The organism is Pseudomonas sp. HLT2-19-2 (assembly GCF_054898005.1).
The window spans coordinates 5,492,466-5,505,038 of the sequence record NZ_CM142712.1 but is presented as its reverse complement, the minus strand read 5'-3'; the positions used below and the strand labels follow the sequence as shown (position 1 = coordinate 5,505,038).

Annotated in this window: 11 protein-coding genes and 1 pseudogene; 3 read left to right on the top strand and 9 right to left on the bottom strand. The window is 61.8% G+C overall.

The annotated features are described in order from the left end of the window. Positions 1 to 2 precede the first annotated feature (2 nt). Entirely contained in the window at positions 3 to 4,322 is a 4,320-nt protein-coding gene (locus ACYZTU_RS25870) for an Lhr family helicase (protein ID WP_461966560.1), read from the bottom strand. Between the two features lie 300 nt (positions 4,323 to 4,622). Here ACYZTU_RS25870 and ACYZTU_RS25865 point away from each other — a divergent pair, with 300 nt between their 5' ends. Both ACYZTU_RS25865 and ACYZTU_RS25860 read left to right on the top strand, forming a co-directional pair. Then, positions 4,623 to 5,507 carry a sugar nucleotide-binding protein gene (locus tag ACYZTU_RS25865; protein WP_046053235.1) on the top strand — a complete coding sequence of 295 codons (885 nt, stop codon included), beginning with the start codon at positions 4,623 to 4,625 and terminating at the stop codon, positions 5,505 to 5,507. Further along, the gene (locus ACYZTU_RS25860; RefSeq protein WP_461966558.1) at positions 5,500 to 6,429 is read left to right on the top strand and encodes an NAD-dependent epimerase/dehydratase family protein; all 930 of its coding nucleotides are present in this window, start codon (positions 5,500 to 5,502) and stop codon (positions 6,427 to 6,429) included. Before ACYZTU_RS25865 ends, ACYZTU_RS25860 begins: the two co-directional genes overlap by 8 nt. 100 nt (positions 6,430 to 6,529) lie before the next feature. Here the strand turns inward: ACYZTU_RS25860 and ACYZTU_RS25855 are convergent, their stop codons facing one another. From ACYZTU_RS25855 to ACYZTU_RS25835, 5 genes are all read right to left on the bottom strand, one after another. After that, the gene (locus ACYZTU_RS25855) at positions 6,530 to 7,228 is read right to left on the bottom strand and encodes an OmpW/AlkL family protein (RefSeq protein ID WP_461966556.1); all 699 of its coding nucleotides are present in this window, start codon (positions 7,226 to 7,228) and stop codon (positions 6,530 to 6,532) included. A 103-nt stretch (positions 7,229 to 7,331) separates the two neighbouring features. After that, a complete protein-coding gene (locus tag ACYZTU_RS25850; RefSeq protein WP_461966554.1) occupies positions 7,332 to 7,850 on the bottom strand; it encodes a DUF3299 domain-containing protein in 519 nt (172 codons plus the stop codon). 11 nt (positions 7,851 to 7,861) lie between these two features. Beyond that, positions 7,862 to 9,127 carry an ABC transporter permease gene (locus ACYZTU_RS25845; protein WP_461966552.1) on the bottom strand — a complete coding sequence of 422 codons (1,266 nt, stop codon included), beginning with the start codon at positions 9,125 to 9,127 and terminating at the stop codon, positions 7,862 to 7,864. A gap of 1 nt (position 9,128) precedes the next feature. Continuing rightward, positions 9,129 to 9,839 carry an ABC transporter ATP-binding protein gene (locus tag ACYZTU_RS25840; RefSeq protein ID WP_461966550.1) on the bottom strand — a complete coding sequence of 237 codons (711 nt, stop codon included), beginning with the start codon at positions 9,837 to 9,839 and terminating at the stop codon, positions 9,129 to 9,131. Positions 9,840 to 9,880: 41 nt separating this feature from the next. Continuing rightward, entirely contained in the window at positions 9,881 to 10,459 is a 579-nt protein-coding gene (locus ACYZTU_RS25835) for a DUF2796 domain-containing protein (protein WP_461966548.1), read from the bottom strand. A 135-nt stretch (positions 10,460 to 10,594) separates the two neighbouring features. On the opposite strand from ACYZTU_RS25835, the gene ACYZTU_RS25830 reads away from it, so the two are divergent. Then, positions 10,595 to 10,942 carry a hypothetical protein gene (locus tag ACYZTU_RS25830; protein ID WP_461966546.1) on the top strand — a complete coding sequence of 116 codons (348 nt, stop codon included), beginning with the start codon at positions 10,595 to 10,597 and terminating at the stop codon, positions 10,940 to 10,942. A gap of 13 nt (positions 10,943 to 10,955) precedes the next feature. On the opposite strand, the gene trxA is transcribed toward ACYZTU_RS25830, so the two are convergent. The 3 genes and pseudogenes from trxA to ACYZTU_RS25815 form a co-directional block, all read right to left on the bottom strand. Further along, positions 10,956 to 11,828, bottom strand: coding sequence for a thioredoxin (gene trxA / locus ACYZTU_RS25825; protein WP_461966544.1), 873 nt, complete (start codon positions 11,826 to 11,828; stop codon positions 10,956 to 10,958). A 39-nt stretch (positions 11,829 to 11,867) separates the two neighbouring features. Continuing rightward, positions 11,868 to 12,068, bottom strand: a pseudogene (locus tag ACYZTU_RS25820) (protein methyltransferase); the annotation flags it as partial. Positions 12,069 to 12,083: 15 nt separating this feature from the next. Next, complete coding sequence (locus tag ACYZTU_RS25815; RefSeq protein WP_309676402.1) at positions 12,084 to 12,548, bottom strand: YbaY family lipoprotein; 465 nt, start codon at positions 12,546 to 12,548, stop codon at positions 12,084 to 12,086. Positions 12,549 to 12,573 lie beyond the last annotated feature (25 nt).

The window sequence follows — 12,573 nt, the reverse complement described above, 5'->3', positions numbered from 1 at the left end:
GGTTATCGGTGTTGGATCAGTTTGTTGCGAACTTCAGCACTGGCCTGCTGATCCAACTCCAACCAAAAAAGCTGCTTGCCGGCAATCTCGGCAGCGGCGGGCAATCCATCGCGATACACCAATCGATTACTCGCCAATGCCGGCACTTTTGTTCCCGGCAGAAGCGTCCCGGCGAGGTTCAGCGGATCAACCCCGCACACGGCAATCAAACTCCCGTCATGCGGCCGTCGCCGCACCTCGCGCAGTAAAGGAATGGCCTCGGGCAACGCAAATTGTTCACCGGCCAAGCCACTGACAAACCGCCCGCCGCGAATCTCGCCTCGAGCTTCCAGCCGATGGAAAGTGCGTAGCAATTCCCGCCAGCTCGGCAACCAATCCGCTTCACGTTCCAGCAAACGCCAGAACACCACCCCGTAGCGCCGGAGCAAGGTCATGGCGATATGTTCAAGGGTGTCGGTCGGCGTGGGCGCCGGGCGCTGGTTATCCACAACCGGCGCAGGCGCTCCGCGCCGCAACAGCGCCCAGCGCCCGGCATCGTCCATCCCGCCGACAAACGCTCCGCGCCCGCGTCGGCTGCTGCGATTCTGTCGCTTGCTGGCCGGGGTGATCAGCGCTCGCAGGCCGGCGAAGCTGTCAGCATTCACCAACCCGGCGCCGACCAATTCCTGCAAGGCGATTTCCAGTTCCGAGCGCAGCAGATGAGCCTCGTGAATCAGCTCATCGAAAAACAGCGCGCCGTGTTGGCTGAGTGCTTCATACACTTTCTGTGTCTTGGGCGACAGCTCGCTGGCCGGCGTCTGCTCGGTCAACCCGCTCCACAACCCGACCTGACTACGGGGCAACAGCAGAATCGGCGTGCTGCGCAACGCCGTGCTGGTGCTCTTGTTGCGTGCGGTCAGGCGCGTCCACACCCATTTGCCGCTACGGCACAGGTCATCCAGCCAACTCGCCGAATAGCCTTTGATCCGCGCTGGCAGGAGGTCGCTGTCCCAGGCTGAAGCGGCGGCGGGATAGCCTTCGAACTGACCGACTATCGCGGGCAACACTGTGCTGCCCTGGCCTTGGGTCGCGGAGGACAGATGCTGCCAGTCGAACAGGAAACGCATGAAGTCTTGCAACGCCACGGGCTCGATTTCCCGCCGCAGACGCTTGACGGTGTAGCGGTGAATCCGCGCCAGCAGATGCCGTTCGCACCATTCTTCCTCACCCGTGCCGGGCGTGAATTGGCCGCGCAGCACATAGCCTTCGCGTTCCAGTTGCGCCAATGCCTGGGTGACTTGAGTCGCCGGTAATCCGAGCGGCTCGGCAATTGCCTTCAGCGGTAACGGGCCAAAGGCACTGAGCCGCGCACGGATCACTTCGAGCACCGCTTCGTCCGGCGTCCAGACTTCATCGAACCCGGGCAACGCCTCCAACGGTGGCTGCAAAATCGCCTGAGGATAAATCGCCCGCAGGCAGGTCAGCCGCTCCAGTGCCAACCATAGCGCTTGCCCGGCATTGATTGGCAGGCGGCTGGCGCGCCCGCTGTCAGCCAGGGCGTTCAGCCAATCGAGCCAGTCTGGATTGGCCTGGGCCTCGACGTCGCTGATGCACGCGAGGCTCATCAACGCCTCATGCATTTCATCGACGCCGGTCGGCGTTGGCCAGGCTTCCTCGCGCACCGCTTCAATGCCTTGCGCATCCAGCGCACCGAGGTCGTCGGTGGACTGCGGATCGCTCCAGCGGCGGTTGAGTACCGCTTGAGTGCGGCGCTCTTCCAGCGGCGCATCGTCGAGAAAGGTGTAGGGCCGGGCGCTGAGGATTTCCGCTGCCAGCGGCGAGGGGGCTGGTAAATCGCGGCTGATCAGGCGGATGTCGCCACGTTCCATGCGCCGCAACAACGCCAGCCAGCCTTCGCTGTCCATGGCCTCGTGCAGGCAATCGTCGAGGGTTTGTTCCACCAGTGGATGGTCGGGAATTTCCCGTTCGCCCGCGAGGTTTTCCACGCAAGCAATCTGGTCGGGAAATACGCTGGCGATCAGGTCTTCGCTTTTCATCCGCTGGATCTGCGGCGCGACTTTGCGCCCGCCGGTGTAACGCGGCAGCGCCAACGCCACCCCGGCATTCCAGCGCCAGCGCACACCGAACAGCGGCGCATCGAGCACGGCTTGAATCAGGGTGCGCTCGGCGCTGTTGCTGTGCAGGTAGCGCCAGACATCATCGAGCTCAAAACTGTGGCTGGTCGACAGCGAAAAAACGATAGCGTCTTCGCTGGCTGCAGCCTGCAATTCGAAGTTGAAGGTGCGGCAGAAACGCTTGCGCAGGGCCAACCCCCAGGCGCGGTTGATACGGCTGCCGAACGGCGTGTGGATGATCAGTTGCGTGCCGCCGGACTCGTCGAAAAACCGCTCCATCAGCAGCGTGTCTTGTGATGGCAGGGCGCCGAGGGTCAGGCGCGCACGGGCCAGGTAATCGACCAATTGTTCGGCACTGGCCAGGTTCAGACCGAGGGTGTCGGTCAGCCAGTCGATCGCGGGCTGCAAGTGACCGGGTGTAGCGCCGAGCAGCTCATCGAGTTGCGCTTGCAGGCGTGCCACGGCGAACGATAGTTCAGCACTGCGGCCCGGTGCTTCACCGAGCCAGAATGGAATGGTCGGCGGTTGTCCCTGAGCGTCTTCGACCCGGACCTTGCCGGTTTCGACCCGCAGGATTCGGTAGGAGGTGTTGCCCAATTGGAAGACATCGCTGGCGATGCTTTCCACCGCAAAGTCCTCGTTGACGCTGCCGATGTTCAGCCCTTGGGGTTCCAGCACCACGCTGTAGTCGGCGTTGTCCGGGATCGTCCCGCCGCTGGTCACCGCGGTCAGTTTGGCCCCCCGGCGACCGCGCAGGGTGCGGGTCACGGCGTCGCGGTGCAGGTAAGCGCTGCGGATGCCCAGGCGACCGTTGTAACCCTCGGCGAGCATCTGCAGCAGTGCCTGATAATGTTTTTCGTCAAGTTGGGCATACGGCGAGGCCTTGCGAAACATCTCCAGCAACGCTTGTTCTTGCCATTCCTGGCAGCTCACCTCGGCGATGATTTGCTGGGCGAGTACGTCCAGTGGCGCCTTCGGAATCTGCAAGGTGTCGAGTTCGCCGCGACGCACGCAGTCGAGCAGGGCGGCGCATTCGATCAGGTCGTCGCGGGTGGTGGCGAACAAGCGGCCCTTGGGCGTGCCGCCAACCTGGTGCCCGGAGCGGCCGACGCGTTGCAGGAACCCGGCAATCGAGCGCGGCGAGGCAATCTGGCAGACCAGGTCGACCTCGCCGATATCGATCCCCAGTTCCAGGGACGCCGTGGCGATCAGCACTTGCAGTTCGCCACGCTTGAGCCGTTGCTCGGCGTCGAGACGAAATTCCTTGGCCAGACTGCCGTGGTGGGCGGCCACCGCGTCCTTGCCGAGACGCTCGCTCAAGTGTCGACTCAGGCGTTCGGCCAGGCGTCGGGTGTTGACGAAAATCAGGGTGGTGCGGTGTTCGCGGGCGAGGGCGACGAGGCGGTCGTAGACCAGTTCCCAGACGTCGTTGGCCATGACTGCCGACAACGGCACGGGCGGCACTTCGATGCCCAGATCGCGTGGGCGGGCATGGCCGATATCGATGATTTCGCAGGGGCGGTCGCGGCCAACCAGAAAATGCGACACGGCTTCGATGGGTTTTTGCGTGGCAGACAGGCCAATCCGCATCAGCGGTTGCGCGCACAACGCTTGCAGTCGCTCGAGGCTCAGGGCCAGGTGGCTGCCGCGCTTGCTGGCGGCGATCGCGTGAATTTCGTCGACGATCACCGTGCGGGCGGTACTGAGCATTTGTCGGCCGGAGTCGGAACCGAGCAGCACGTAAAGGGATTCCGGGGTGGTCACCAGAATGTGCGGGGCGTTCTTGCGCATCGCCGTGCGGTCTTTTTGCGGCGTATCGCCGGTGCGCACGGCGGTGTTGATCTGCAATTGCGGCAAGCCCATCGCGCGTAACTGCTCGGTGATGCCGGCCAGCGGGTTTTGCAGGTTGATCTGGATGTCGTTGGACAGGGCCTTGAGCGGTGAAACGTAAACCACCAGGGTTTCGTCTGGCAGATGGCCGCCGTTGGCCAATCCGCGGTGGACCAGGTCGTCGATGACCGCGAGGAACGCGGTGAGGGTTTTGCCAGAGCCCGTGGGTGCGGCGATCAGGGTCGAACGGTGCTGGCGGATCAATGGCCACGCCCGGGCCTGGGCGGCGGTGACCGTCGGGAAGGTGCTGCTGAACCAGGCGCTGACGGCGGGGTGGAAGCCTGCCAGGGCGCTGTCCGTCGGTATTGGCAGATTCATGGAGCAATTTATGCGGGCGGGGGGCTGAAGATGCAAGTACCGCTCAAGACCTTCGCTGTTGCTGAGGGCCTCTTCGCGGGCAAGCCTCGCTCCTACAGGTGATCGCATTCCCTTGTAGGAGCGAGGCTTGCCCGCGAAGGGGTCATTAGCCGCACCGCAAAATCCGGCGATCTACACTTTACGGATGACGGTTGCGCAGTAAACCCGCAAAATGCAACGATTCCGGCAACTATCGACGGCATTGCCCGCGAGCGGTGTCGATAAAGCCATTGTTTCAATCAGACTGGGCCTGCTGACTCTATGCGAATGCGCCTTATGTTACTGGGCGGCGGAAATGCCCTTGGGCAGGCGCTGATTCGCCTCGGTGCGGAGGAAGACATCGGCTTCCTCGCCCCCCGCCCACCGCAAGACGGCTGGGATGCCGCGACCCTGACGCAACTGCTCGACGACACCCGTCCGGACGCGTTGATCAACCTCGCCTATTACTTCGACTGGTTTCAGGCGGAGACGGTCAGCGAGCAACGTCTGGCCGGGCAGGAGCGGGCGATCGAGCGTCTGGCCGAACTGTGCCAGCATCACAACATCGTTCTGCTGCAACCGTCGAGTTATCGAGTATTCGACGGCTCCCGGGCGACGGCCTACAGCGAAAAAGACGAACCGGTGCCCCTGGGCCTGCGCGGTCAGGCCTTGTGGCGAATCGAACAAAGCGTACGCGCCACTTGCCCGCAACACGTGCTGCTGCGATTCGGCTGGCTACTGGATGACAGCCCCGATGGCACCCTTGGGCGTTTCCTCGGCCGCGCCGAACTACCTGAAGAACTGTTGATGGCCGACGACCGTCGGGGCAATCCGACGCCGGTGGATGACGCCGCCCGGGTGATCATCTCGGTGCTCAAGCAACTTGATTGCTCGGCGCCGTTGTGGGGCACCTACCATTACGCCGGGCATGAGGCGACCACGCCGCTGGCCCTGGGTCAGGCGATCCTCACCGAAGCACGCGCCTTGCATCCGCTGGCCATCGAAGCGCCAACCGCCCAGGCTCACGCCGCGCGACCGGACGCCGCCGAAGAGCCGCAACACGCGGTGCTGGCCTGCAAGAAAATTCTGCACACTTTCGGGATCAAGCCCCGCGCCTGGCGTGCGGCACTCCCGGGCTTACTGGATAGGTTTTATCGCCATGGCTGACGGCCCTGTTTTAATCACCGGCGGTGCCGGTTTCATCGGCTCGCACCTCACCGATGCCTTGCTCGCCAAGGGCCATTCGGTGCGCATTCTTGATGACCTCTCGACTGGCAAACGCAGCAACTTGCCGCTGGACAATCCCGGCGTCGAACTGATCGTCGGCGATGTCGCCGATGCCGCGTTGGTCGCGCGGGCGATGGTCGGTTGCAGCGCTGTGGCGCACCTGGCTGCGGTGGCGTCGGTGCAGGCGTCGGTGGATGATCCGGTGAAGACTCACCAGAGCAACTTCATTGGCTCGTTGAATGTCTGCGAAGCCATGCGCCAGACCGGCGTCAAACGGGTGCTGTTCGCGTCCAGCGCAGCGGTCTACGGCAACAATGGCGAAGGCGAGTCGATTGACGAAGACACGCCCAAGGCACCGTTGACGCCTTACGCTTCGGACAAGCTGGCGAGTGAGCATTACTTCGATTTTTACCGTCGCCAGCATGGTCTGGAACCAGTGGTGTTCCGCTTTTTCAACATCTTCGGCCCGCGCCAGGATCCGTCCTCGCCGTACTCCGGGGTGATCAGCATTTTCAGCGAGCGCGCGCAGAAGGGCCTGCCGATCACTGTGTTCGGTGACGGTGAGCAGACTCGCGATTTCGTCTACGTCGAAGACCTGGTCGACTTGCTGGTGCAAGCCATTGAGAAACCGCAGGTCGAAGTCGGCGCGGTCAACGTCGGCTGGAACCAGGCCACGACCCTCAAGCAAATGCTTGAAGCCCTTGAAACGGTGGTCGGTCAATTGCCGCCGGTGAGCTATGGCCTGGCGCGCGCCGGTGACATCCGTCACTCGCGAGCGAACAATCAGCGTTTGCTGGAGCGCTTTACCTACCCAGAGCAGACACCGATGCGTGTCGGCCTGGCGCGGTTGCTGGGGCGCTGATGATTGTTGGGACGCGGAGCGTCCCGGGCTGCATTCCCACGCGGAGCGTGGGAACGATCAAAAAAGGCGCCGTTCGAGGCGCCTTTTTTGTGCGGTATTTTTAGAACTTGTAACCCAGGCCAACCATGTAGATGAATGGGTCTACGTCCACATCGACCTTGGCGCGAGTGCCCTGTGCCACTGCGTTGTTTTCCACCGTCGCGGTGGTGTCGATGTCGATGTAGCGCACCTGGGCGTTGATCATGATGTTGTCGGTAATCATGTAGTCGGCGCCGACCTGGAACGCCATGCCCCAGGAGTTATCCGCCTTGAAGTTACTGAAGCCGTTGGCGCTGGCTTCGCTGCCAACGTGCTCGTCGTAGATCCAGGTGTAGTTGATACCGGCGCCGACATAAGGCTGGAATGCGGACTTCGCGTCCAGTGGGTAGTACACAACGCTCAGCGTCGGTGGCAAGTGTTTCAGGCTGCCGAGTTTGCCGTTGGCCGCGCCCAGGGCGGTGCCTTTGATCTTCACGTCATGCTCGAACGGCGAGGCCGCCAGCAGCTCGATCCCCCAGTTGTTGGTGACCATGTAAGCGAAGTTCAAACCCAGTTGCGTGTCGCTGCTCATGGTGGCCTTGCCACCCAGATCGGCACCCTTCAACGGGCCTTGATCAACCTTGACGCTGGAACTGTCGGCTTTCGGGTTGACGGTGATCGCACCGGCGCGAACGAGGATGTCGCCAGCTTCGTGGGCGTAGGCTAGCGGTGCTGCGAGCGCGAGGGCAAACAGCGAAGCGCAGAGCTTGGACTTGTGCATTGAGGGCTCCAAAGGACGTTAAAAATATTTGATGTCCAATGGTACGGAGCCGTCTGGTACGGTCTTTTGATTCAGCTCAATGAATCAGTGATAGGGGCGTCATTTACTCTGGCAGCTCATACACATAAATCTTGTCCGCCTCCATCTGATACCCCGCGTCGGCCAATTCACTGCTGGATGCCTTGACCTGCAGCGCACCCTCGATCCAGTACGGCTGATACAACTCATCGAGCTTCACACCCACCTCGCTTTTGACGTGCACGATCTGGTTCGATGGCGGTGGCGGCACGTGGATGCAGGCGCCGAAATACGGCACCAGCAGAAACTCCGTGGTGCGACCTTCTTCACTCACTTCCAGCGGCACGATGTAGCCCGGCAATCGAATGTTCTGGCCGTTGAGACTGTTCACCACCGGTGCATTCGGCATGTCTTGCTTGGCCGCAGGTGCCGACTCGGCGGCCAACGCGTTGCCCATCTGCGACAGGTCGTGCAGCGGCGTCATGTTCGGTACTTCCGGCGCGGCGTCCGGCGGGATCATTTCCGACCAGGTCAGGTCTTTCGGCTCGGCCGCCCACAGAGGCAGGGCAACCAGCATCAACAGCGCAAGCACAGCGCGGGGCATGTTCAACGTCCTCATAAACGGATCGACAGGCCATCGGCCAAGGATTGGCGATACGCGCGCCAGGCCGGCACGCTGCCCATCAGCAACGCGGCGATCAGGATGCCACCGAGCAGCGTCCATTCATATTCGCTCGGCCAGGCCAGCGGCAAGTACAAGCCGTAATTCGCCTGTACGTAGCCCTGAGCCGCACCAATGCATACGTAAAGCAGCGCCACACCGGCGATCACCCCGGACAGCGCCAAGGCAAACGCCTCCAGCACCAGCAAAGTCGCAATATGCCACGGCCGGGCGCCCACCGAGCGCAGAATCGCCATCTCCCGACGTCGTTCGTTGAGGCTGGTGAGGATCGCCGTGAGCATGCCGATCAACCCGGTCAACACCACAAACAGCGAGACCACGAACAAGGCTTTTTCCGCGGTGCTCATCAAGCTCCACAGTTCTTGCAGCGCCACGCCCGGCAGGATCGCCAGCATCGGCTCTCCAAGGAATTCATTGATCTCACGCTGTAGCGCGAAGGTCGAAATCTTGCTGTTGAGGCCGAGCATAAACGCGGTGATCGCCTGCGGCGTCAGGTCCATGTTACGCGCCTGATCGGCACTGATCCGACCGTTGCCGCGCGCTGGCACACCGTTGTGCCAATCGACGTGGATCGCTTCCATGCCGCCGAGGCTGATGTGCAACGTGCGGTCCACCGGGGTACCGGTGCGTTTGAGAATACCGACCACGGTGAACGGCTTGTCGTCGTGCTTGACCAGGCTGATCACCGCCACGCCGTGGGCCAGTACCAGTTTGTCACCGAGTTTGTAGTGCAGCGCATCGGCCACTTCGGCACCGAGCACCACTTCAAACGGGTCGGTGGCGAAGGCCCGGCCGTCGGCCAGTTCCAAGTGCTTTTGATGGCCGTATTGATAATGCTCGAAGTACGTCTCGGTGGTTCCCATCACGCGAAAACCGCGATGGGAGTCGCCGAGGGACATCGGGATTGCCCACTTCACTTTCGGGTTGTTGGCAAAGTGTTCGAAGCTGTCCCAGCGAATGTTGTTGGTGGCATTGCCGATGCGAAACACCGAGTACAGCAGCAGGTTCACCGAGCCGGAGCGGGCGCCGACGATCAGGTCGGTGCCGCTGATGGTGCTGGCGAAACTGGCCTTGGCTTCGGTGCGCACGCGTTCCACGGCCAACAGCAGACAAACCGACAGGGCGATGGCAAACGCGGTGAGGATCGCGGTGAAGCGACGGTTAGCCAGACTGGCCATGGCTAGACGAAACAAATACATCTCAAACCTCCAGCGGCGTGGCGGCGCGATTGAGATCGGCCAGCGACAGGTGGCGATCGAACAGCGGTGCCAGGCTCTGATCATGGCTGACGAACAGCAGGCTCGACCCGGCTTCGCGGCATTCGGCGAACAGCAAGCGAATGAAATTCTCGCGAGCGTCGTAATCCAGGGCCGACGTCGGTTCGTCGGCGATGACCAATTCCGGCTGACCGATCAACGCACGCGCAGCGGCCACCCGTTGCTGCTGGCCGATGGAAAGCGAATCGGCGCGGCGGCCGAGCAGGTTTTGATCCTTCAAACCCAAGTGGGCGAGGAGGGTGGCGGCCGCCTGATCGACGCTGCCGTGGCGCTGGATTGCCCGTTCAGCGCGCAGTTTGGAAAAGTGGCAGGGCAACTCAACGTTCTCGCGTACTGAGAGAAACGGCAGCAAGTTGAACTGCTGAAAGATGTAGCCGGTGTGATCGACGCGGAAACGGTCGCGAGCGCCGGCCGAGAGTTCGGTCAGTTCCTGGCCGAGCAGCCGAATGCTGCCGCGATCGGGCTTCTGCACGCCACCGAGCAGACCGAGAAGGGTGGTCTTGCCACTGCCGCTGGGGCCCTTGAGGAACAGGGTTTCGCCGGGCATAAGGCGAAACGCCGGGATATCCAGCAGCGGCGGATGACCGGGCCAGCTGAAGCTCAGGTCGGACAGTTCGATGAGTGCTTGGGTCATGTGAAACCGGTCAGGTGATAGGTGAACCCTGTGGGATGAATTTAGAATTTCAGGGCGGCAGCCTTGGCCGTCACTTCTACGCCTTGCTGGCCGCTCGGGCTGATCAGTTGTAGCTGAATCTTCTGGGTCGCCGGGAAGGTGTTGAAGATGTTCGCCAGGTCCAGCGTCTTCAGCGCGCCGGGTGCCGAGCAGCTGAATTGATAATGGGCGTGGATTTCGCTGTGGTCCTGGTGGTGACCGTCCTTGGCGTCTTCGTCGTGATCATCATCGGCATCCGGCTTGTCGCCGAACAATGGGCTTTCCAGTTCTTGAGTCGCAACCACGCAACCGGCGGCTTTCGGCAGGTTGAACAGCACCAGCGGTTTCTCCAGCTGCGCACGAACGGCGGCAACCTTAGCTTTGTCAGCGTCGGTGGTGGCGGCGTGTTCGAAACCCACCAGGTTCATTGCCGGGCTTTCCAGTTCCAGCTCCAGGGTCTGACCGTCCAGCGCTGCGTTCAGGCGACCGACGCCATGTTCGTGGGCGGCGAGGCTGCCGTGCTCATGATCATGTTCATCAGCGGCGTGGGCGACGGCCAGCGGCAACAGGGCAAACGGCAGAGCGAGAAGCAGACGGCGCATGGCGGGTCTCCGAAAAGTAGAATGAATAGTTTGTTATGTAATCTTATAACGTAAGTGCCGAGAGTTTGACCGTCTGCTTGGCGTTGCACAAGTCCCATGGGAGCATGCACGTCGGAAATGTGCAGGAGCAGACTTATGTTGCGAATTCGCGGAAGCATCGGCGACTGGCCGGTGGATTTGACGCTGGAGATGGATGACGGCGACTGGGCACGGCTCGGCGCGCAGTTGCAGGTGGTCAAGCCCGAGGCCAGTGCAGCGCCGGCGAAACCTATCAATCAGGATGATGCGCTGTGGCAGATCGCGAAGGATTTGCTGCGCAAGGCGGGGCAATTGAGCGGACCGGATTTGCTCGATCAGTTGGAAGGACTGACCGGCAGCGCGGCGTCGGGCAAACGCTTGCTGGTGCGTTTGCGCCACTGCTCTGATGTGAAGGTGACGAGCGGCGGGGATACGCCGCTCTACAGCTGGATCGATGCTGGTTAGCTCTTGTTAAAAGTCAGTACAGCGCAGCAAACAACTTGCGACGATAAGTGGTCACCAGCGGGTGATCGTTGCCCAGCAGTTCGAACACTTGCAGCAAGGTCTTGTGCGGCAAGCCTTCGCTGTAGCTGCGATTGCGCACGAACAGCTTGAGCAACGCATCCAGCGCCGCATCGTACTGCTGACGCGCCAATTGCTGGATCGCCAATTGATAAACCGCCTCATCGTCCAGCGGATTTTTCGCCAAGCGCGCTTTCAGGTCTGCCGCATCCGGCAAATCCTTGGCCTGGCCGAGAAACTGGATCTGCGCCTTGGCGCCGGCGAGGGCGGCTTTGTGCTCATCACTCTTGACCGCGTCGAGCACGGTTTGCGCTTCGCCCAGCTCGCCGCGTTCGGTGAGGCAGCGGGCGTAGAGAATCAGTGCTTTTGCGTTGGTATTGTCTTCGCCCAGCAGTACTTTCAGTGTGGCTTCGGCGTCGGCAAAACGGTTGTCATCGAACAACGCCTGAGCTTGCTCAAACGGGTCGGCAGCGGCCGGCGGCGGCATTTGCACGTGAGGCTCAAGCATTGCGCGCACTGCGGATTCTGGCTGTGCACCGGCGAAACCATCCACCGGCTGACCATCCTTGAACAGTACCACGGTCGGCAGGCTGCGAATGCCGAAGCGCGAAACGATGTCCGGCTCGACGTCGCAGTTGACCTTGGCCAGCAGCAACTCGCCCTGATAGCTCTCGGCGATGGTTTGCAGCATCGGCATCAACGCCTTGCACGGCGCACACCATTCGGCCCAGAAATCCACCAGCACCGGTTTGTGGAAAGAGTTCTCGATCACCGACTGCTCGAAATCGGCAGTCGTGGCGTCGAAGATGTACGGCGTTTCCTGACTCATGGGGCATCTCGTAAAAGCGTGAATGGGGCAACTATAAGGCTAGCCACGTCGCGCGTGGTAGAGGCTCACATGCCGAAACTCTTCGGGTTCGGCCAGATTGGGCAAGGTCATCGCTTCGAGCATTTCAATGCGCTGATACAGCGGATGGCGAAAATCCCTCACGCGCGAATCGGCCACCAGCGCTTCCTGGCCGCGACTCAAGAATTCATCGAGCAACGGTAGATTCGCCCGGTCATACAGCGTCTAGCGGTGCAATCATGGCGCTTTGACGAATTGCAGCTGACCCAGCACTTGCGTCGTTGGCTGGCTGATGACTTGCGACGGCAGATGCAAAATCAGTTGGCCGGACTGGCTGGCGCGGCCACGCAGTTCAACGCGGGCACCAACCGGAAAGGATTCCGGGTTGAAACGCAGGTGAAACGGCAGAATCTGGTTGGTGCCGATCAAGCTGGAACTGGCGAGCAATTGCTGCGGGCGGTCCTTGTCGTCGATCACCAGCAGCGCCAGTTCGACTTCGGCCCCGGCCGGCACGCCTTGCAGGGTGCCGCTCAATTCACGCTGATAAGCGGGCAGCGGGCCGAGGTTGGCTGACTCCTTGGCTTTCTTCTGCGCCTGTTGCGGCGCGGGGCCTGGCGTCGGTGGCTGGGGCTTGGGCGCATCGCTGCTGCAGGCCACCAGCAGGCTGAAAAGACTGAGCAAAACCAGCGGTCTTAGGGACATTTGCGGCTCCAGCAAAGTGAAATCC

What these genes read in the sequence shown, in the direction of transcription:
- ACYZTU_RS25870 (WP_461966560.1), bottom strand. Translation starts at nt 4,322, where the DNA reads ATGAATCTGCCAATACCGACGGACAGCGCCCTGGCAGGCTTCCACCCC.
- ACYZTU_RS25865 (WP_046053235.1), top strand. Translation starts at nt 4,623, where the DNA reads ATGCGAATGCGCCTTATGTTACTGGGCGGCGGAAATGCCCTTGGGCAG.
- ACYZTU_RS25860 (WP_461966558.1), top strand. Translation starts at nt 5,500, where the DNA reads ATGGCTGACGGCCCTGTTTTAATCACCGGCGGTGCCGGTTTCATCGGC.
- ACYZTU_RS25855 (WP_461966556.1), bottom strand. Translation starts at nt 7,228, where the DNA reads ATGCACAAGTCCAAGCTCTGCGCTTCGCTGTTTGCCCTCGCGCTCGCA.
- ACYZTU_RS25850 (WP_461966554.1), bottom strand. Translation starts at nt 7,850, where the DNA reads ATGCCCCGCGCTGTGCTTGCGCTGTTGATGCTGGTTGCCCTGCCTCTG.
- ACYZTU_RS25845 (WP_461966552.1), bottom strand. Translation starts at nt 9,127, where the DNA reads ATGTATTTGTTTCGTCTAGCCATGGCCAGTCTGGCTAACCGTCGCTTC.
- ACYZTU_RS25840 (WP_461966550.1), bottom strand. Translation starts at nt 9,839, where the DNA reads ATGACCCAAGCACTCATCGAACTGTCCGACCTGAGCTTCAGCTGGCCC.
- ACYZTU_RS25835 (WP_461966548.1), bottom strand. Translation starts at nt 10,459, where the DNA reads ATGCGCCGTCTGCTTCTCGCTCTGCCGTTTGCCCTGTTGCCGCTGGCC.
- ACYZTU_RS25830 (WP_461966546.1), top strand. Translation starts at nt 10,595, where the DNA reads ATGTTGCGAATTCGCGGAAGCATCGGCGACTGGCCGGTGGATTTGACG.
- trxA (WP_461966544.1), bottom strand. Translation starts at nt 11,828, where the DNA reads ATGAGTCAGGAAACGCCGTACATCTTCGACGCCACGACTGCCGATTTC.
- ACYZTU_RS25815 (WP_309676402.1), bottom strand. Translation starts at nt 12,548, where the DNA reads ATGTCCCTAAGACCGCTGGTTTTGCTCAGTCTTTTCAGCCTGCTGGTG.